General features: G+C 50.0%; 12 protein-coding genes. 3 read left to right on the top strand and 9 right to left on the bottom strand.

Annotated features, from left to right (window positions below):
• Positions 1–4: 4 nt before the first annotated feature.
• Complete coding sequence (locus tag LLG46_05190) at positions 5–787, bottom strand: L,D-transpeptidase (protein ID MCE5322697.1); 783 nt, start codon at positions 785–787, stop codon at positions 5–7.
• Positions 788–917: 130 nt separating this feature from the next.
• Between LLG46_05190 and LLG46_05195 the strand changes: the two genes are divergently transcribed.
• From LLG46_05195 to LLG46_05205, 3 genes are all read left to right on the top strand, one after another.
• The gene (locus LLG46_05195; protein MCE5322698.1) at positions 918–2,870 is read left to right on the top strand and encodes a hypothetical protein; all 1,953 of its coding nucleotides are present in this window, start codon (positions 918–920) and stop codon (positions 2,868–2,870) included.
• A gap of 26 nt (positions 2,871–2,896) precedes the next feature.
• Positions 2,897–4,108, top strand: coding sequence for a hypothetical protein (locus LLG46_05200; protein MCE5322699.1), 1,212 nt, complete (start codon positions 2,897–2,899; stop codon positions 4,106–4,108).
• 256 nt (positions 4,109–4,364) lie between these two features.
• Positions 4,365–4,865, top strand: coding sequence for a GNAT family N-acetyltransferase (locus LLG46_05205; protein MCE5322700.1), 501 nt, complete (start codon positions 4,365–4,367; stop codon positions 4,863–4,865).
• Here LLG46_05205 and LLG46_05210 read toward each other — a convergent pair.
• From LLG46_05210 to LLG46_05245, 8 genes are all read right to left on the bottom strand, one after another.
• Positions 4,862–6,691, bottom strand: coding sequence for an ABC transporter ATP-binding protein/permease (locus tag LLG46_05210; protein MCE5322701.1), 1,830 nt, complete (start codon positions 6,689–6,691; stop codon positions 4,862–4,864). The two genes, LLG46_05205 and LLG46_05210, sit on opposite strands and share 4 nt — an antisense overlap.
• Positions 6,681–8,426, bottom strand: a complete 1,746-nt coding sequence (locus LLG46_05215) for an ABC transporter ATP-binding protein/permease (protein ID MCE5322702.1) — start codon at positions 8,424–8,426, stop codon at positions 6,681–6,683. The genes LLG46_05210 and LLG46_05215 overlap by 11 nt, the downstream gene beginning before the upstream one ends.
• A gap of 47 nt (positions 8,427–8,473) precedes the next feature.
• Complete coding sequence (locus LLG46_05220; protein MCE5322703.1) at positions 8,474–10,132, bottom strand: tetratricopeptide repeat protein; 1,659 nt, start codon at positions 10,130–10,132, stop codon at positions 8,474–8,476.
• 107 nt (positions 10,133–10,239) lie between these two features.
• Complete coding sequence (locus LLG46_05225) at positions 10,240–13,425, bottom strand: EAL domain-containing protein (GenBank protein ID MCE5322704.1); 3,186 nt, start codon at positions 13,423–13,425, stop codon at positions 10,240–10,242.
• Between the two features lie 2 nt (positions 13,426–13,427).
• Entirely contained in the window at positions 13,428–14,579 is a 1,152-nt protein-coding gene (locus LLG46_05230) for an FIST C-terminal domain-containing protein (GenBank protein MCE5322705.1), read from the bottom strand.
• A 292-nt stretch (positions 14,580–14,871) separates the two neighbouring features.
• Positions 14,872–15,981, bottom strand: a complete 1,110-nt coding sequence (proB, locus tag LLG46_05235) for a glutamate 5-kinase (protein MCE5322706.1) — start codon at positions 15,979–15,981, stop codon at positions 14,872–14,874.
• Positions 15,974–17,263: a GTPase ObgE gene (obgE, locus tag LLG46_05240; GenBank protein ID MCE5322707.1), complete on the bottom strand. Its 1,290-nt coding sequence runs from the start codon at positions 17,261–17,263 to the stop codon at positions 15,974–15,976. Before obgE ends, proB begins: the two co-directional genes overlap by 8 nt.
• Before the next feature lie 421 nt (positions 17,264–17,684).
• Positions 17,685–21,146: a DNA polymerase III subunit alpha gene (locus tag LLG46_05245; protein MCE5322708.1), complete on the bottom strand. Its 3,462-nt coding sequence runs from the start codon at positions 21,144–21,146 to the stop codon at positions 17,685–17,687.
• Between the last annotated feature and the right edge of the window lie 226 nt (positions 21,147–21,372).

Below are 21,372 nucleotides of genomic sequence, written 5' to 3' on the forward strand. Positions count from 1 at the left end.
ATGGTCACTCTATATCCAAAACGGTCTTTCTTACACTCACATCCATAACCTGCCAGCCGTCCTTATCCCACTTTATATGAGAAATGATCTCGGCTATGGGGTCCGCACCGGAAATGCCGCGCGCTTCTTGTATTGCCTCAAGTTCATAAACGCCGTTATGATCCACATCAACAGGAGTAATCAGGCCATAGCCGCCTGTTATGACTTCAGTAGACTTCAATAATTTGCCGTTATTATAATAGCCCGCCTGATCATAATATTTCCTGTGATCGGCAAGGTCCACAGTGCTCGACTGCCCGCCGACAATGATCTCAGCCTTGTAATCGGACAAAAAATGACCCGTGACTGCCGGCATCACCCCACGATTCGTGTCAAACAGCAGCTTCGGCCGCCCGTCGATAAACGAATATATAACGCAGTTGATAATCCCGCCGTCTGTGGGAGATGAAATGAGAACATCCGGCGTGCCGTCGCCGGTGAAGTCCATGGCCTTGAGCTGTGGATTGATGCCGCTACCGGACTTTTCCGGCAGGCGGGTGCAAAGCTCATTTTGACCATCCAGATCAGTCAGCCTCACCGACATTTCGACCACATAATGTCCGGCACGATCCTGTTTTCTGCCCATCAGTATAATGCGGTCCTTGACCCCGTCGCCCGTCACATCCGCGTCTAGCTGACCGATCACAACGCTGTCTTCCGCCGGGCATGTCATCGGCTTGGGATCGACCATGGCCGAGCAGGCCGGGAGACACAGCATACAGAAGATGGTCATAAATCCGGTGCGCATGCCCCATTACCTCCATACAATAGCACTTTCCCCCGGCAGCGCACTCTCTGAAACGAAATTCAGGTCATTGCGTAATTACTTGATAATATCCTTGACTGTCGAATGTGCGTTCGTATAGAATTGTGGCAGGATGTTTGAAGAAATAACCAAATGCCTCGGGACGGACGGACGGTTCGCGCGTCTGTGCGAGGGTTACGAATATAGAGATGAACAGCTCAAGATGGCATCGGCTGTCGCTGACGCAATGCTGCACAAAGAACACCTGCTTGTGGAAGCAGGCACCGGCGTCGGCAAGACGGTCGGCTATCTCACGCCTGCCGTCATCTATTCATCCGGCGCAAAACCGATCATCATATCGACCCATACGATCAACCTCCAGGGTCAGCTCATCAACAAAGATATCCCCCTGATGCAGCAGGTGATGGAGGACCATCCTTTTACGGCTGTCCTGATGAAAGGCCGGAGCAACTTCGTCTGTCTGCAGGAACTCGATCATGCCGCCAAGTCGGTCATATACCATGAAGACCCTTTGTTCAAACAGCTTCAGGAATGGGCATCAAAGACACAAACTGGTGATGTCAGTGAACTGGACTTTACATTCCCCGACTGGTCCGAGGTCTGCTGCAACCAGGACACCTGCCGACACCAAGAGTGCCCTTACAACTCCGAGCAGTGCTTCTATTACAAAATGCGCCGAGCCGCAGAGCTGGCGGATATCATAGTGGTGAACCATGCGCTCTTTTTCAGTGACCTCGGCCTCAAGATGACCGATCCCAAGAATGGAATTTTGCCCGACTACGGAGCCGTTATCTTCGACGAGGCGCATCACCTGGAAGATGTGGCGAGTAATATCTTCGGCATCGAGTTCTCGAACTACCGCGTGCCTCAGCTCATCAGCCGCATCCGCAAGCGCAGGGAGATAGACATTCCTCAGGGTGAGCTTGAATATATCCTCAGTCTGAATAACACGCTCTTCGGTCCGTTCGATTCGATGCACAGGTCGGAGTTTTTCCTTGATGAGATGTATCAGTCCGTCGAAAAGCGCACCGTGGACGAGTCAGTCAATAACCTGATAACTCACCTGGACGGCCTGAACACCGCCTTGCTGGGTCAGGACACTCAGGATAACCCCGAACTCAAGGACCGCATAGACGGATACCGAAAGATGCTTGCCCGTATGCGCGGTGAGCTTTCGGATCTGTTTTTTGCGGATCAACCCAATTACTTCAGATGGTGCGAAAAGCCCTCCGGCGGCAAGTTCGTGAGCTGCTACCTGCACCTGTCGCCTGTGAATGTGGCGGATATACTCCATGATGCGCTTTGGGGCAACCCAGAATCCGTAATTGCCACCTCCGCAACACTATCCAACTCGGGCACGTTCTGTTACCTCAAAAAGAGACTCGGCACACCCGATTGCAATGAACTGATCCTCGGCTCGCCGTTCGATTTCGAGCGACAGGCGCTGCTGTATGTGCCGGACGATCTTGCGTTTCCGTCGAATGCTCCTGAATATGCCGATGCCGTATCCGAAAAGATCAGACAGCTTTTGCTCGCATCTAACGGCAGGGCATTCATGCTCTTCACATCATACCGGATGCTCAATGAGGTCTTCAATCGGTTGGTAGATGATGTCCCGTTCAGGCTCCTCAAGCAGGGCGATATGTCTAATGATCGCCTAATAACCGAGTTCCGCGAGAACGATGACACGTGCCTTATGGGTGTGCACTCGTTCTGGGAGGGTGTGGACGTGAAGGGTGAGAGGCTCTCGTGCGTGATTATTGACAAGCTCCCGTTCGCAGTGCCGGACACGCCTACCAACAAAGCCCGATGCGAGCAGATCGAAAAAGAGGGCGGCAACTGGTTTGCCGAATACTCCATCCCCCAGGCTCAAATCCGTCTGAAGCAGGGTTTCGGCAGGCTGATACGCACCAAGACAGACCACGGGGTGGTCGCCATACTGGACTCTCGAATCCACATGAAGTTCTACGGCAAAGAGTTCCTCAAATACCTGCCGCACTGCAAGGGGACGAAGAAGGTGGAGAGAGTGAAGGAGTTTTTGGGAGTCAATATAAACAATATCTGAGCCTAAGCTCAGAAAGGACACAGCAAATGAACCCCAAAAAACAGGGGCAATATATACATGAATTGTTTATGGATGCCGGAAAGCAACTGAGAACGCAATTCCGCTTCTTGCAAACGAATCCGCATTATGGCGAGCGTGGTGGTGAAGCGGAAGACATTGTAAAGGCATTTCTGAATGATCACCTTCCAAAGAGATTTTCTGCTGAGACGGGATTTGTAGTTGACGATGAAGGAGGGGTAAGTAAACAGTGCGATATCATAATTTACGATGCTCTAAATAGCCCCGTTTGTCGAGTAGGCAGCCGGGCAATGATCTTGCCATCTGACAATGTTGCCAGTGTTTTCGAAGTCAAATCCAAGTTGACCAAACACGAGTTGAATGATGCGGCTGAAAAAATTGCCTCAGTAAAGCGCCTTCGTCGAACTGAGCTTCCACAGAGAAAGGGCGGTGAATTGGCTCGATTTATGAAGCGCCCACTGGGAGTAGTTTTTGCATTTAGCGCAAAGACAAAACCTGAGACAGTTGCAAAAAACCTTGTCGAAATCAATTCAGCCCGACCAACATCAGAATGGATAGATGTTATCCTCATTTTGGATGTAGCAGTGATTGGATATTTCTGCCAGTCACCAGTCAGCAGTGAGCTTGCTTGCTTTGGCGGTGCTGCTGATGACAATTTCTTGATCCCACCTTACTATGTGCATCTTGGTGTCGAGAATCTTGGTGAACTAGCGCTAAACGGACTCTTATTCAACTTGATTGAACATCTAGCTGTTTATAGGGAGCAACCGTTTGTTAAGTATAAGGCAATGTTGGGGTCGCAAACAACTGAAGTCTTCACCGTACAAAGCTACCAATACAACCTTACCCGGGAACTTGTTAATACTGAAAGCTACCACACAGATGAAAATTTTGCAGGCCCAAGTGTACGGTTCAATCTTTTTGGAAAAGAGGATAATAACTTTATTGGACAAATCGGATGGATGCCTTGGCAAGATGGAGGAGTGATAACATACTCTGGCTCTCTACCAGTGGAAGCTATCCAAATACATTACAGGGCACAGCTAAAAACCAAACTGGTGTTTTTCCCTGTTCTGGGTGGTAGACTGTGGCTTTCCTGTGTTCTCCCCCTTGGTAAAGAAAAATTCGAATCTGCAACCAGAGTATTTATTGATGGAGTTAGAGCAATGCGTGAAGATGAACCGGGCGGGAGTCTAGATTTTCTTGGTTTGACGCCATAGCAATTGTTATCCGGAGACGTAAAAAACCTGATTGTCCGGGGAATCTAGCACCTAATAAATCCAGTCATTTCGAGCACAGCGAGAAATCTGCTTTGCGCAAAGTCAGATTCAAAGCAGATTCCTCACGTTCGTTCGGAATGACAAGCGTGAGGGGCTTCTTCTGATCTTATCCCTACCTGGAGGGTTTGGCAATACAACCTCAAGATGAGACACCTGTAGTGAAGGAAAACACCCCAGTTCCAGCAAAGTTACACCTATGACATCCGAACTAAAAGAACTCACCCCATCCGACGGCCGGGAAATATTCGATATGCTCAAGGAGATCGGACCGGGTGAAAATGGGTTTGTGAACTCAGGGTATGACGTTGAGTATGTGGACTTTCCCGCCTACCTGCAACGCCATGCAAATATGGCCAAGGGAATAGGCATTGACCTTACCAGATATGTCCCCCAGACCATGTATTGGCTCTATGTGGACGGCAGGCCGGTAGGAATAGGCAAACTCAGGCATTATCTCAATGACTATCTCATGAAAATCGGCGGGCATATCGGCTATGCCATAAGACCATCTGAACGCGGAAAAGGCTATGGCACACTCATCCTAAAGGAACTGCTGATCAAAGCGCGCGAGAAGGGAATCGAGGAAGCCCTCGTCACCTGCCGGGAAGACAACATACGTTCCAGAAAAATTATTGAGCGCAATGGCGGCAAGCTGGCAGATATTACCGACGCAGAGTGCAGATACTGGATACCCTAATTCGGTTCTTTGCTGATTGTCTGCCCAATACCAAGATGGCTCGTGCATAACTTGTAATAATGGCCGCGCCCCTTAATAAGCTGTTTGTGCGTCCCCTGCTCCGCTATCTCGCCGTTCTCGATCACGATAATCTTGTCCGCGCGCTGGATAGTGTTCAGCCTGTGCGCAATGATAAAGCTGGTCCTGCCCTCCATCAGCCGGTGCAGAGCCTGCTGAATGTGGATTTCGGTGCGCGTATCCACGCTGCTGGTCGCCTCGTCCAGTATCAATACAGCCGGGTCTGCAAGCAGTGCGCGGGCTATGGCAAGCAGCTGCCTCTGACCCTGGCTCAGGCTCCCTCCCGCATCAGTGAGCAGAGTGTCATAGCCATGCGGCAGGTGATGGATGAACGAATCTGCATTGGCGAATTTGGCAGCGGCTTCCACCTGTTCATCGGTGGCGTCCGGCCTGCCGTAGCGGATATTCTCGCGGACGGTGTCGGTAAAGAGGAACGTATCCTGCAGCACGATCCCTAAAGACGTGCGCAGAGCACTTTTTTTGAGGTCGCGGATATCCCTGCCGTCAAGGACTATGCTGCCTTTGCCTATATCATAGAAGCGAGTCAGGAGGTTGATGATCGTGGTCTTGCCCGCACCGGTCGAGCCGACAAGCGCCACTGTCTGCCCGGCATCAACGTGGAACGTTATGTCTTTGAGCACCAATGCATCTTCATCATAGCCGAAATTGACACCCTTGAAGTCTATCTCGCCGCGCACATCGCCCGTATCCAGCGCTCCCACTTCGTCTATATCGTTGGATGTCTCGTCCATGACTGCAAACACACGCTCGGCACCGGCGAGAGCCTGCTGGATCGTGCCGTATATGTTCGCAATCTGGATAAGCGGTCTGTTGAAATAGTCGGCATAGTTGATGAATGCTGCAACGATACCTATTGTGGTCATGCCTTTCGCCACCATCCATGCGCCCGAGCCGGTCACTATCGCAAAGCCTATGTTGCGATACATGTTCATCATCGGACCCATCAGACCGATATATATCAGCGCTTTCATCGCCGTTTTTCTCAGGTCGACATTGGCTCTGCCGAAGTCCTCAACAGCCTGGCACTCATGGCAGCATGTCTTGATGACCCTCTGGCCAGAGATCGACTCCTCGATTATGCCGTTGAGCTGACCCAGAGAGTCCTGCCTTGCACGAAATCCCTGCCTGGTGCGGTCGGCCATCAGCCTGGTCGAGATCATAATCAGCGGCATCGTCACAAGGCTGACAATCGCCAGATGCCAGTTCAGCTTGAACATAATTATCCCGGCTCCCACAATCGCCAACACACTCCCGATAAGCTGAGCCACACCGTCGGCAAGTGTAGAGCTGATGGTGTCGGTGTCGTTGGTCAGCCTGCTCATCAGATCACCATGCGGATTGCGGTCGAAGAATCGAAGTGAAAGTGTCTGCAGGTGGCCGAAGAGGTCTGCTCTGATATCTTTTACGCACCTTTGAGCGATGCGGATCATACCTATCATCTGCAGCCATGTCCCGCCCGCGCTCAGCAGATACACAACAATCAGCAACCCGATCACACGCGCCAAACCCGGCAGGTCGCCATGAGAGATATACTTGTCTATCGCCCGGCCTATCAGAAACGGTCCGCACAACGACAAGCCTGTCGTGGCTGCGACCAGGAATGTGATCCAGACAAGTTCGAGCCTGTATGTGCGCAGATACTTCCATAGACGCCTGAGAAGCACGCGGCGGTTTTTAACCGACACGGTGCTCGCAAATCCACCATGCCTGGGTCCCATGTGGTCGGTCATTGTGCGTTTATTTGCCACTGTCGACCTCCACTGCACCCACCTGCGACTGGTATATCCCCTGATAAACTTCACTGGACCTGAGCAGTTCGTCATGAGTGCCTACGGCGGCAAGCATACCGTCTTCGATCACAAGTATCTTATCTGCATCGACGACTGACCTGATCCTCTGCGCTATCACAAACCGTGTGCACTTATGCGACCAGGCATTCAGAGCGTCGAATATTTTGCGCTCGGTAATCATATCGACCGAACTGGTGCAGTCATCCAGAATCAATATTGCAGGGCGGCTGACCAGTGCACGGGCAATCGACAGGCGCTGCTTCTGCCCACCGGAGATATTGACTCCGCGCTGACCCAGCATAGAATCATAACCATCTGCAAAACCTGTAATGAACTCATGCGCCTGCGCCATCTTGGCAGCCTTGATGACCTCATCGTCCGTCGCATCCGGACTGCCGAAGCGTATGTTGTCACGTATTGTTCCAGAAAACAGGATCGTATCCTGCAAGACCATGGCTATCTGGCGCCTCAGGCTCTCCTGGGTCAGTTCGCGGATGTCCATGCCGTCAAGCCGGATGCTGCCTGCGCTCACGTCATAAAGCCTGGGAATCATATGAACCAGGCTGGACTTACCCGAACCAGTTGCGCCCAGAATCGCTATCGTCTCCCCCGGCTCGGCTTCAAGAGATATATCTTTGAGCACGTTTCCATCAGAGCCATTATAGCTGAACCCGACATTATCGAATGTCACGCTTCCGCGCAGCTTTGGGGCTTCCTTTGCAGTTGTTGTGTCCTGGACTTCGGGAGTGGTGTCGAGCACATTTATGATCCGTGCAGCAGAAGCATCGGCTCTGGATATTCGCATCAACAGCATGCTCACCATCATCAGTGATCCGAGCATCTGGGTCAGATAGTTCACATAAGCCAGCAGTTGGCCGACCTTGAGGCTCCCATTGTTGACTGATATGCCACCGAACCACAGCACCCCCACAATACCGAGGTTCATAACCATCAGCATGCCTGGGAACATGACAGCGATCAGCGAAGATGCATGCGTGGTCATATCGCAAAGATTCTCATTTGCTTTGCCGAAGCGCTCGCACTCATGTCCGGAACGCGAGAATGCCTTCACTACACGCACACCGGCAAGGTTTTCCTGAACAATCGAGTTTATCGAATCCAGCCGCTCCTGAACAGATGTAAACAGCGGATTTGCCTTGCGCCTGACAACATGTATCATCAGCAGAAGGATCGGACTGAGCACAACCAACAGCAGCGAGAGTTTTGGAGAAGTCACAATTGCAAGCGCCAGGCTGCCCACCATCAACAGCGGCGCTCTCACCAGAACCCGCAGGAACATTATTACCGCTTCCTGCACCTGATCAATGTCGTTCGTGAGATGGGTTATGAGCGAACCCGTGCCGAGGTGATCGATATTGCCGAATGAGAGCGCTTGGACTTTCTTAAACAGATCGGCACGCAGGTCGGTCGAGAAATTCAGAGCCGCAATTGTCGAGAAAACTGTGCATCCTGCGCCTCCGACCAGACCGATCAGGGCTACAATAATCATTATCAGCCCATGATGAAGCACATAGCCCACATCGTGGCGGGCAATGCCTATATCGACAATCGATTGCAGCAGCCGGGGCTGTGACAGGTCCATCGAGACCTCGACTATCATAAAAATGGGCGCCAGCAGCGCCCATACCCAATACGGTCTCAGGTAATAAGACATTCGTTTTACTTGTTTCATTTCGTGCCGTTCTCATTTCGCCGACTGTGCTTTAAGTGCATTGGCATCTACTCTACTTCGGCAGGCACAGACTGCCTGGACTGCTTTGCAAGCTCAAGATTATCACGAGCGCTGGTATCATGTGGATTGATTTTCAGGACAGCAGTAAACTGTGCAATGGCCTCATCTGTTCTACCCTGCTGAGCCAGTAATACACCAAGATTGTTGCGTGCCTTTGTATGCTTCGGATATTGACGTATTATGGCCGAATATAAAGACATCGCCTCTTTTACTTTGCCCTGAGCGCACAAAGCATTGCCAAGGTTATATTTGGCATCAGTGTATTCAGAATGATAGCGCAGTGCCTGCCTGAACATTTTTTCAGCGCTCTCGGATTCACCTCTATCCAGCAGAGCATTACCCAAATTATTATATGCAAGCGAGTTGCCGTCGGTCACCTTAATTGCATGTCCGAAAAGAGTGGCGCTGTCCTGCCAGTAACCGACAGTCCTGTATGCCACGGCAGACAAGGTCAAAATCACAATAACCGAAGCCGCACTCAGTAACCTGGTCGCCCAAACACCGGGTCGCAGCAGATCAGGAATACCCCAGGCAATTATCATGAATATTCCAATCAATGAAACGTATGTATAGCGATCAGCCATGGCATGCTTGCCGACCTGGACAATGCCGATCACGGGAATCAGCGTTATCAGATACCACAGCCACCCAACTGCAACGCTTGGAAATCTGCGCAGCGAACGCAGCGCCATTACAGTTATTGTTATCAACACTACAAAAGATATAATAACTAACCACACAGGCAAAGACTTGCCCGGGTGCGGATACAATATCGCAAGATTTGCAGGCCATATGGTCTTAACCAGATACATCACATAAGCAACCACAGCATTTGCAATGCGCACGCCTAAAGGGTAACTTTGAAATGTGCCCACTGCCCCACCTGCACGTTGGGCATAGAACGTAACTACGCAACTGAGGGCAGTCATGGCAAACAGTGGAATTTTTTCAACTACCACCGCTCGCAAATTTTTCATATAATCGCCGGATATATCGATACGGCGCAACGGCCATACATCGATAAGCAGAAGAACCAGTGGAAGCGTCACAAGCATGGGCTTTGCCATCAAACCAAGACCAAAGAACACAATAATCCACCAGTATGCAGACTTTCTGGGTTGTCGTACGTAGCGAATGTAGGCCAGCATAGTCAGCAGCCAGAATAAAGTGCTCAGGACATCCTTGCGCTCTGTCACCCAGGCGACCGATTCGACATGAAGCGGATGCACGGCAAACAAAGCTGCCACCAATGCGCTTCGCCAACGGCATCTCGTTATAGACAGCAGCAGAACAAATAAAAGTATTGTATTTGCTTCGTGAAGCACAAGGTTGGTAAGGTGGTAGACACCGGCATCGGTATTGCCGATTTCGACATCGAAGCAGGACAATACTCCACTCAAGCTCGAATCCATCATCAGAGACATCCATGTAAGCGGGTGCCAGTTTGATTGTGTTACAGTTGTCAGCGCCCACTTTGCTGTGGACTCGTAGAGCCCAGCACGCACTGCAGGATTTTTCTGGACATATACATCATCATCAAAATTCACGAAGTCGAAATTGGTTACCTGCCAGTAGACTGCTGCAGTAATCAATATCAAAAATAAGCAAATCAGGTATTCGAGTCTTGGCTGCCGCAAATTACCCAATTCAGACGCCTCCGCTTTTATCTTATGATCATAATAGCACAGCGGCAATTTTGATGCTACTGATTTATGCCATAAGGTGAGCGCTGCGACAGACTCTGATGGTTATGCTATGCGGCAAAATCGAGGTAATCGCTGTCAATTAAGTATGTATGGTCGCGCATGATGGATTCCAGTTCGCCGGCAGGCAGTGGACGGCTTATAAAGTAGCCTTGTATCTCATCGCACGCCATTGATTGAAGCACCTGGAGCTGATCGATGGTCTCAACACCTTCGGCAATGACTTTGAGCTTAAGACTTTGAGACATGGCTATTACAGCTCGTGCAATTGCTGCGTCGTCGGAGTTGGTGGTCAGATCACGTATAAACGACTGGTCGATCTTGACTGCATCTATGGGGAAGCGTTTCAAGTATGTGAGCGAGGAATAGCCTGTGCCAAAATCATCGATCGAGAGGCGAACCCCCATCTCCTTGAATTTGCGCAAAATCACTATTGCCAGGTCTATACTGTGCATCAGCACGCTTTCCGTAAGTTCCAAATCAAGAAACTGCGGATCAAGACCGGTCTCGAACAGTATATGAGAGACATCGTCGGTCAGACTGCCATTTACAAACTGCCGACCAGATACGTTTACAGCAACACTGATTGGATCGAGACCATCCGTTTGCCATTTCTTATTTTGTGCACATGCTGTGCGCATTACCCATCGGCCTATCGGCTCAATAAGACCAGTCTCCTCCGCGAGGGGTATGAACGCGGCAGGCGGAATCAGACCCATTTCCGGGTGACGCCACCTTACGAGCGCTTCGACACCCAAAATTGCACCAGTTTTTACATCCACTCGCGGCTGATAGTGCAACACAAACTCATCGCGTTCTATTGCTTTGCGCAGACTGCTTTCGAGCTGCATCTTCTCTACTGCCGCAGTGTTAAGTGCCTCGGTATAGAACTGATAGTTGTTGCGCCCCTGTTCCTTTGCACGATACATTGCGGAATCGGCGTTCTTTACCAGTGTTTCGACATCGTCACCATCTGTCGGGTATATGCTTACGCCTATACTTGTCGTCACAAACAGTTCCTGCCCCCCCAGCACAAATGGAGCAGACATGATCTGGGCAACACGACTGGTCACGGAAGCGATTTCATTGGCATCGGATATACTCGACAAAATGATTGTAAACTCGTCTCCTCCCATTCGGGCTATCATATCGGCCTCACGTAAATTGCCTTGAAGCCTCTCAGCGGCTGCCTTCAGCAAGAGATCGCCCACACTATGCCCAAGAGAGTCGTTTATGAGCTTAAACCTGTCCAGATCAAGAAACAGCACAGCCAGTGCAGTTTTGCGATGTTCAGAATGCGCAAGGCATTGAGTCAACCTGTCACTGAAAAGCAGACGGTTTGGCAAGCCGGTCAGGTGATCGTGATGAGCAAGATGATCGAGCTTCTGTTCATAGACTTTCTTGTCCGTTATGTTGCGCTTGATTGCGATAAATCGCTCAACCACCTTGTTCTCGTTCTTGATAGGTGTTATTGTGACATCCTCAACCACAGTGCTGCCATTCTTGCGATAGAGAGTGATCTCGCCATGCCATGTCTTGCCATTCAAGACCGACTCCCAGAGGTCATGGTAAAACTCTGAATCGTGCTTGTCCGAGATGAGAAAGTCCGGCAATTCACCCTCTACTTCGCTCAGCGTATATCCTGTCTCGCGCTCGAATGACGGATTCACAAACTCAATGCCACCTCGGATGTTCGTAATCACAATCTGGTCGTTGGCCGCATTCATAGCAGATGTCCTGATTCTGAGGTCAGTCTCTGCTTTCTTACGTTCAGCCACTTCGAAGGACAATGAAACAAGGTCGGCTATGGATGCCGCAAAACTCTGCTCATCCGCCGTCCACTCACGACAACCGCCAACATGTTCGTAACATACAACTCCAATAGTGTGTCCACTCACCAATATCGGCACATCCATCATTGAGCTGATTCCATACGGTTTGAAGTATGAATTTACGAAACTCTTTGTGCGGAGATCATTATTCGCATCAGTAACAGCAACCACCCGTTCCTGATCAACGGCTTTGAAATATTCCGGATGATCCACAACATTGAGAATCAAACCATCCGAATGCCGATCATATGCACGCTCATATAAATCAATACAGACTAAACTGCTTTGCTCATCATTAAAAAGCCAAACGCTGACTTGACCTACGTCGAGTGTTCGCGCAGATGCTTCAGTAATTTCTCTTATAGCCGCAGCAAGATCACCAAGGAAAAGGACCTTGTTATGAGTAAGTTCAACCAGCATGGCCTGCTGCTTCTTGAGGCGTTCTCCGCTGTCTAGAAGGTCCTTCTCAATCTTCCTGCGGTCCGAAATATCTCTTACAGTCTCAATGGCTCCGACTATATTTCCATCCGAATCATATAGCGGGCTGGCTTTTGCCCAACAATATTTGCCGCCAAAATCTTCCAAATAGCTCTCGCCGACAAGAATATCGCCCTCTTTGTTGTAGTTTGAATATTTACCTTGTATATCTAGGGATGGATTAAGCACAAGATCGATGAGTATGGGTATTCTCCTTCCATAAAAAGGCATAGCATACTCATTATCGCCCTTGCCGATCATCTTCCGCGCGCTGCAGTCTGTCATCTCTTCGATCGCATGATTCCAAGCAATGATCTTGCCTTCGAGGTCTATTGCAAATGTCGCGTCAGGTAGGAAGTTGATAATATCAGCAAGGCGGCGCTCTGACTCTTGCAGCGCCGTCTCGATCTGTTTGCGCCCGGTTATATTGCGGACAATTGCTACCGAATGGCCTTCCGGCAGTGGGAGTAATCTGATTTCATAATAATTATCTTTGCCATGATGCCGAATAGAATATTCTGAAACCGCCATAGCACCGGTCTCCTGCACCTGGGCATGGGCTTGTCTGAATTTATCAGCGACACTCTTGATGGGAATACTGTTGATGTGCTTACCCGCAAGTTCACTTAATGGCAGATGTGAATCGGCAGCACTGCCACCCTTGCAATTCAGAATCGTGCCACCGGCATCCATGTGAAATAGAACATCGGGCAGTGCCTGAAATATCGCCCGTAATTCCGAGTTTGCATGGAGCAGTTCTTCCGAACTCAGATCCAGCGAATGCTGAAGCAGACGCAAGTCTGTCTCGAAGTCATGATAGGCTGAGTTGACTGCCTGTAGAAATGACTCCAACTGCTCAGGATACTGATCCGGCCTGCCAAACAGCTTCCTAAGCTGCCTCTGGAGCAGGCTGTGATACTCACTCACTACTAACTCTCCCTTAGTGTGGTGATCGTCATGGATTGATTATGTAAATCTGCGTCCACGCCGGGCATAAACGGCGCAATCTCCCCATACGAATAAAAACCGGTCATTACCGTCTCTGAACCCAAAACATTGTGTACCGCTTCAATTTCTTCTTCGGTCCTCTGTTTTAAAACCAGCTTACGGGCAATACAATTGATCAGCAATGCAATCTCTGCCTTATCATGCCCGATCGCGTCACGGCTGATCTGTGCAGCATCCACTGCACCGTTTAGTAAATGGTCGAAATTCGCCTTCATCAAGCGAGCATAACAGCCGACCGGAACGTCGCCCGCAAAGGACATTGACTGTTTTTCTTCGTCAAATGCAAGAAACGCCCGGACCACTCTACGTTCATCACCGCTCTTCATTCTTAATCCCAATGGAAAGAAAAGGCTCATCGCCGTCAACCCGCCAGGCATCTTCCCCGCATATTCTCCCACATACTTCTTATACAGTTCTAATGCCGAACGTCCGTCGAGTTCATATAGGACATTGCCGTCTGATTTTGTGATGAGCCTGTCCGGTCCGAATGGATCCCATCCCACAGCCGATGCATAACCTACAAACAATTTATCGCCATAAAAGCCTATAATGGCCGCAGAACCATACTCCAGTTTGCCGTCATAAATAACACAAGTCTTGAAGAAGTCCGCGCCATCTCCGGCCAGTCCGCCGGTAACCGTGACCCCTTTGGGCAAATGCTTAGTGATACCACGCACAAGATCGCTGCCATTGACACCTATGCCTTCGGATAGAACCATTGTATGCGCAAGCCCGTCACCGGCAATAGACTCGGCAAGACGCTCCCCAACCGCGAATATGTTCTCAAAGTCGGCTATCTTGACACAGGCGCCATTGACTCGTGTGTTCTCCAAGTGCACTGCCGTAACAACAAGTGAGTCATCCAAAACTTGAGTGTTGATTATTTCGCCTGCTGTTGAACAGCCGAATACTTTGGCATGAGGATATGCTTTTACTATGTCATCAATGCCGCGTTCTTCTAGAATAGAGCGTGCACCGAACAGAAGAACCAGTTGTGCCTTATTTGATAGTTCACCAGGAAAATTCGGCTGCCAGCCATTGGATTTTGTCCATTTGAATTGCTCGACATTCATTGTATCCATACCATCCCTAAAGCTCTGCCACATGGATATACAACTCTCCTGTGAGCACATTATATTATCGGCTGACTAATATGGCGCTCTTCAGGTGATATGGTCAAATGAATGAGAATTATGACTTGTTGAGGGATTGCCGAATGAATAAAATTATGGTCTTAGCAATTTACGCACAGTAAATTGCAAGTCTCGGTCTGAATTCCGTATTGAGAATAAACATCTCTAGCCCGCATTATTCATGAGGGACGTGAATAATGCTCTCAGAGACCCGGATTATGCGGTAATGTACCTAGATACCGAGCACAAGATTATCTCGATGAATTACCTCATCAAAATCTTTGTGTCCCAAAATTTTACCAATTTCACTGCTTCGCTTGCCCATTATGAGGAGAATGTCATGTGAACTGTAGTTTGTAAGCCCACGCGCTATACGACTGGAGTTTTCATCGATCACTAATACCAGATCGCCGACGTCAAAACAGCCGTTGCAGCCTGTAATGCCCGCCGAAAGCAGGCTCTTGCCGCGTTCGACAAGCATTTTCCGCGCGCCTTCGTTTACAGCAATGCTGCCTTTGACGCGGTTGCCGAAGGCGATCCAGCGCTTTCGGTGATTTAGTGTCTCGCCTCTTAAAAACTGCGTACCTATAGACATACCGGCAACGATATCAACAATAACATTTGGCCGGGATGCATTTGCAATCACCATCTTCACGCCGGAACTGGTGGCGATCTTTGCAGCCTCGATCTTGGTGTGCATGCCGCCGCTGCCGCAGTCTCCATTGGTTCCACAGGCAATATCTTCAATCTCGGGCGTGATCTGTTTGACCTCTTCGATGAGTTTGCAGGTGTGATTCGACCTGGGGTCGCCGTCAAACAGACCATCAACGTCTGAGAGATTGATCAGCAGATCGGCATCCACACATGCGGCAACCAAAGCGGCAAGTGTATCGTTCTCACCGAATTTGATCTCTTCGGTGGCCACTGTGTCATTCTCATTGACAACAGGCATACAGCCGAGTTTGAGCAGCGTGCGAAGTGTGTTGCGTGCATTCAGATAACGTGTGCGGTGATCGAAATCATCGCGAGTAAGCAGTATCTGACCGGGCACGATCCCGTATGTCGAAAGCAGTTCGTTATATGTCTGCATAAGCGCGCTCTGGCCTATGGCTGCTGTCGCCTGTTGGACGGGTATGTTCTTTGGCCGGACAGTCATTCCTATGCGCTCCATGCCTGCGCGAATTGCGCCTGAACTGACCAGTATTACTCCCCTACCCTGCTTTTTCACCTCAGCCAGTTGGCTGACCAGTGCAGACATTTTCTCGACATTAAGGGAGCCGTTATCGCTCACCAAGCTGCTGGTCCCGACCTTCACCACTATTCGCTTTATCGACTTATTCATAGGCTTCATCATGGAAATCGAACTCCATACCTGCTATGCGAACCGTATCGCCGTGCTGAGCGCCCATATCTTTGAGGCGCTTTATCACACCCATTTTATCGAGCTGGCGGTGCATTCTGCGAAGGGCATATTCATTATTTATATCGGTCCGCCTCACCATCACCTCGACTGCATGTCCTGTGACCGCAAACTCTCTGTCGCCCTCCCTGACTACATCCCAAGTATCGGCTTCCTTATCGACGGTAAAGCGGACGACCTGTTCAGCAAGTTCGATCTCTTCTTTGGGCAGTTCTTCCAGACGATCGGCAATGCGATAGAGCAGCGGGCCTATTCCCTGGCCGGTCAGGGCTGAAATCTCAAAGACCTCAAGCCCTCTATCTTCCAATTCGGGTCTTAACTCCTCAACGATCGCTGCAGCATCGGGAGAATCAACTTTATTGAGTGCGACCATCTGAGGCAGTGATGATAGTTTTTCACTATGAGCGCGAAGCTCATCGTTAATAGCGTCGAAGTCGTGCATGGGATTGCGACCGCTGAAGCCGGCTACATCTATAATATGAACGAGGAGTCTGGTACGCTCGATATGACGCAGAAATTGATGCCCCAAACCTGCGCCCTCATGTGCGCCCTCAATCAGCCCCGGCATATCGGCAACCACGAATGACTTATCGCCGACCGAAACCACTCCCAGATTGGGGGTAAGTGTAGTGAACGGGTAGTCCGCTATTTTTGGTTTTGCGGCAGAAATTCTCGATATGAGAGTCGATTTGCCCACACTTGGGTAGCCTATCAGCCCGACATCCGCGATAAGCTTGAGTTCCAGAGTGAGTGATACTTCATCCGTCGGCTCACCCTTTTCGGCAAATTTGGGTGTCTGGAGTGTGGACGTAGCAAACGCAGCATTACCCCTGCCGCCCTCGCCGCCCTTAGCGACGACCTGACGTTGACCATCATGCGTGAGGTCGGCAATGGCCTTTTCAGTGTCGGAGCGATATACAAGCGTGCCCACCGGCACTCGCAGCACAAGCTCCTCGCCATTCTTACCATGCCTGTCATTGGGACCGCCGTCGCCGCCGCGCCCGGCCTTATAGTGTTTCTTATATCTCAAGTCGACGAGAGTGTTGAGGCGCGCATCAGCTTCTATTACGATATCGCCGCCCTTGCCGCCGTTGCCGCCAGACGGACCACCGCGAGGAATATATTTTTCCCGCCTAAATGCGACAAGGCCGTTGCCGCCGTCGCCCGACTTCACTGTTATCTCTACCTGGTCTACGAATTGCATATTTTCTCCGCCACTATTCTACCACGCGGAGTAAGGGAAGTTCAAAGGTAAACGGAGGTGCATATTTCTTGTATGGAAGTTATTTGAATATGAAGAGGCAATATATAATGATCCCAAGCGGCAACGATAGAGCGGCTAACCTTCTGACCCACATAACATAGTAATCCTTATCAGAAAACCTTCCAGGCATAAGCCACTTGCTCAATTTCATCCTCGACTCATAGCTTTGCTCTGCTCCATTGCCCCATATATACCAGACGCATATGCCTATCCAGAAGATCAACCATATATGGACTAACATAAGTTCATCAATGCTCATTACCGCACCAACAATGGAAAAGTGTTATTTCCTAATACTGTTTGTCGAGATGCTAAGACACTTCGGGGGTATAAACACCCCGGATACTCATCGATTCACACACTATCCAACCTTAACGGTCGATTTGCCCAACACTCTCTCCACTTCTTCCACAAAATGGGTTGTTGCAGTCACTTTATATGATGTGGCGATCTTCTGACGAGTGCCGCAGTGAAACATCCAAAAGTACACGCTGCATTCGCCGGGATTGGCTTCGAGAATGTGCTTTAGTATGTCGAGGCGAATCTTAGGAGTGCCGTTGATCTTGATATGCACACTGCGATGGCCATTGCCATTCGTTTTGCCGTTGCCGTTAGCCAGCGGAGTGACCGACTCTCCCCTTATCTCGACCTCAACAGTGTTGTCCTCCTCATCAGCGGCAAGTCTCTCTCTGTGACTCGCTCTGCCTTTGATGATTACAACCCTGTCTTTAACCAGTTGGCTTTCACAATTTTTGAGGTCGCGCGGGAAAAACGTGACGTTGATTGTTCCATATAAGTCTTCAAGTTTTGCGAATGCCATCTTATCATTTCTGCGTGTGATCTTGGTTCGCACATCAGTAATGATACCGCCGATTGTGCATTCCTGATCGTTGTCCAGCTCTTTATAGTTCGATGCGTTCGCCGAACAGTTCTTTTCGAGTTGGCCACGCATATTATCGAGCGGATGTCCCGACAAATACAGTCCAACCAGGTCCTTTTCCATCGTGTATATTTGGTCTTGAGGATATTCACCTATATGAGCATATTTGCCTGCGTCAAACCCATTAACAATTTCATCCATGTCCGAGCCGAACAAGCCGGTCTGACCGTTTTTTTGGTCTTTAAGCCTGGATGCTGCAGCGCTCATGGCATCCGGCATCATTTCCATAAGTTGAGCACGATTGGGCAGGATGGATGAAAACGCCCCCACCTTTATCAGGCACTCCACACTGCTCTTGTTTATTGCTGACTCTGCCTGCACTCTCTCACAAAAATCAAAAAGGTCCCTAAACTTGCCGCCGGCGTTCCTTGCCGCCACCATGCCTTCGATTACGGCTTTGCTGCAGCCCTTGACGGCTCCAAGCCCAAACCTGATCCCATCGCCTTCCACTTCAAAGTCGGCACTACTTGCATTAACATCAGGCGGAAATACAGGAATGTTGAACCTTTTGCAATCATCTATATAGATAGAGAGCTTTTCTTTATCGTCCATATTTGCCGAGATAAGCGCAGCATAGTATTCCGCAGGATAGTTTGCCTTCATGTAAGCAGTGCGATATGCAACAAACGCATAACAGACCGCATGCGCCTTGTTGAATGCATAGCCCGCAAAAGGCTCCACCTGTTCATATATCTTGGTCGCGATCTTCTCAGAGACACCGTTTGCCTTTGCGCCCTGCAGGAATTTTTCCTTCTGCTTGTCCATGATCTCTTTGTTCTTGGAGGACATGGCCTTTCGCAGAACGTCCGCCTGGCCAAGGGTGAATCCACCAATGGACTGCGCAATACGCAGCACTTGCTCCTGATAGCAGATTACGCCGTAAGTCTCTTTTAGGATTGGTTCAAGCGATGGATGCAAATAAGTGATCGGTTCATGACCGAATTTGGAACGCACGAACTTGGGGATGAATGCCATCGGACCGGGTCGATACAGAGCAACGATAGCTGCAAGTTCCCTGATGGAGTTGGGTTTAAGCTCGATCACATTTCGGCGCATTCCCGCGCCCTCGAGCTGAAACACGCCGTTCGTGTCTCCCTTGCCGAGCATTTCGTACGTCTTGGCATCGTCCAGAGGGATATCCATTATATCGATATCGATTCCCTGGCTCTTTTTTACGTTCTTGATCGAATTGGCGAGTATTGTGAGGTTCGCAAGACCCAGGAAGTCCATCTTGAGCAGTCCGACCTTTGCGATGTCCTTCTTGGCCATCTGAGCAACAAACTCACCTTTGCCGCCCTGCTGGACCGGCACGTGATCTATCAACGGATCGTACGAGATCAGCACACCCGCTGCATGCACTCCGACGTTTCGGTTGATCCCTTCCAGTCCCTTTGCAGTATCTATCAACCGCCTGACGGAATAGGTGGAGTCATATGCGTTTTTCAGGTCGACATTGACCTCCATCGCCTGGTCTATCGTCATACCGATCGGCAGCGACGGGATCATCTTGCACACGCGGTCAACCTCAGGCAGATCCATTCCCAGCACACGCCCGCAGTCGCGCACGGCTGCGCGCGCCTTCATAGATCCGAATGTAGCAATCTGACCCACACGGTCGCGGCCGTATTTGCCGCAGACGTATTGTATCAGTTCTTCGCGGCGGTCGTCTTGAATATCGAGGTCGACATCGGGCATCTCCACACGTTCAGGGTTCAAAAAACGCTCGAACGCCAGACCGTATTCTATCGGGTCGACATCAGTAATTCCAAGCCCATATCCCACAAGACTCGATGCTGCAGACCCTCTTGCCCCGACATACATGCCCTGATTTCTTGCAAAGTCTGTGAAGTCGCGCACAATGAGCATATACAGCGGAAATCCACAGTCGTTGATGATCTTGCACTCATACTCAAACTGCTCTTTATATGCGCCCGGCGGCTCTGTACCCAGGCGCTGCTTCAAGCCATCCCAAGCCTGCTCGCGCATATACTCGTCGGGGGTAACATCCTCAGGAACACCAGGATCCGGCAACTTGGACCGTCCAAAGTCGAAGTCGATATTGCATCGCTCGGCTATCTCAAGAGTATTCTCCAGCACATGCGGCATATCCGGGAAGAGCTTGGCCATTTCTTCCTGGCTCTTCATATAAAACTGATCCGAACCAAATCGGAGTCTGTTGGGATCATCAAGTGTGGATCCAGTCTGAATGCAAAGCAGCACATCGTGAGCTTGGGAATCTTCCCTATTTGTGTAGTGAATATCGTTTGTCGCGACCAGCCTTAAACCCATGCGCTTTGAAATATCAATCAAAGCCTCATTGACGGGCTTTTGTTCGCGCAGACCATGGTCCTGGAGCTCGAGGTAGAAGTCATCTTTGCCAAAAATGTCTATATACTCGCCAAGCGCCCTGTCGACCCCCTCAAAGTCATTTTTCATAATCAAGTTTGGGATCTCGCCGCCAAGGCAGGCAGTGAGCGCGATCAGTTCGTCGCCGCAGTCGGCGAGCAGTTCCTTATCCACCCTGGGCTTGTAGTAAAATCCTTCGGAAAATGCAGTGCTGACGAGTTTGATGAGGTTTTTATAGCCCTTTTCGTTCTTAGCCAGAAGAACAAGGTGATACTGTTCCTTATCCAGCCTTGGGTCTCTCTGAGTGCGATGGCGCGGCGCCACATATACCTCGCATCCCAAGATCGGCTTTATGCCGGCCGATTTCGCCTCACTGTAGAACATAAGGTTGCCATACATAACACCATGGTCTGTGATGGCAACAGAAGGCATCTCATACTTTGCCGCAGTCTTGATGATGTCCTTGATCCGGCTTGCACCATCGAGAATGCTGTATTCTGTGTGGGTATGAAGATGAACAAAACCTGGCGCGTCCATGGAACTTCCTTGTGTGATGCAATTGGCTGACAGACATCATTTTACCACAGCCGAGCCTTTTCATGCCGCCAAATCAGGAGATATTTCCTGGAAACAAGTAGCTGTCATTTTTCTCTTGACCACAGTCGCCTTGGAGTGTGTTCACACAGGACGGCTAAACCAAGATATTCGCACCTGATCATATGGTTTGGCCGGATTTCAAAACACAGAAAGTTGTCATAGGCTT

It is taken from the genome of bacterium (assembly GCA_021371935.1).
In the GTDB taxonomy this organism is placed as follows: domain Bacteria; phylum Armatimonadota; class UBA5829; order UBA5829; family UBA5829; genus UBA5829.

Coding starts and splice junctions, on each gene's coding strand:
- LLG46_05245 (MCE5322708.1), bottom strand. CDS start 21,146: ATGGACGCGCCAGGTTTTGTTCATCTTCATACCCACACAGAATACAGC.
- LLG46_05205 (MCE5322700.1), top strand. CDS start 4,365: ATGACATCCGAACTAAAAGAACTCACCCCATCCGACGGCCGGGAAATA.
- proB (MCE5322706.1), bottom strand. CDS start 15,981: ATGAATAAGTCGATAAAGCGAATAGTGGTGAAGGTCGGGACCAGCAGC.
- LLG46_05190 (MCE5322697.1), bottom strand. CDS start 787: ATGCGCACCGGATTTATGACCATCTTCTGTATGCTGTGTCTCCCGGCC.
- LLG46_05200 (MCE5322699.1), top strand. CDS start 2,897: ATGAACCCCAAAAAACAGGGGCAATATATACATGAATTGTTTATGGAT.
- LLG46_05215 (MCE5322702.1), bottom strand. CDS start 8,426: ATGAAACAAGTAAAACGAATGTCTTATTACCTGAGACCGTATTGGGTA.
- obgE (MCE5322707.1), bottom strand. CDS start 17,263: ATGCAATTCGTAGACCAGGTAGAGATAACAGTGAAGTCGGGCGACGGC.
- LLG46_05195 (MCE5322698.1), top strand. CDS start 918: ATGTTTGAAGAAATAACCAAATGCCTCGGGACGGACGGACGGTTCGCG.
- LLG46_05230 (MCE5322705.1), bottom strand. CDS start 14,579: ATGAATGTCGAGCAATTCAAATGGACAAAATCCAATGGCTGGCAGCCG.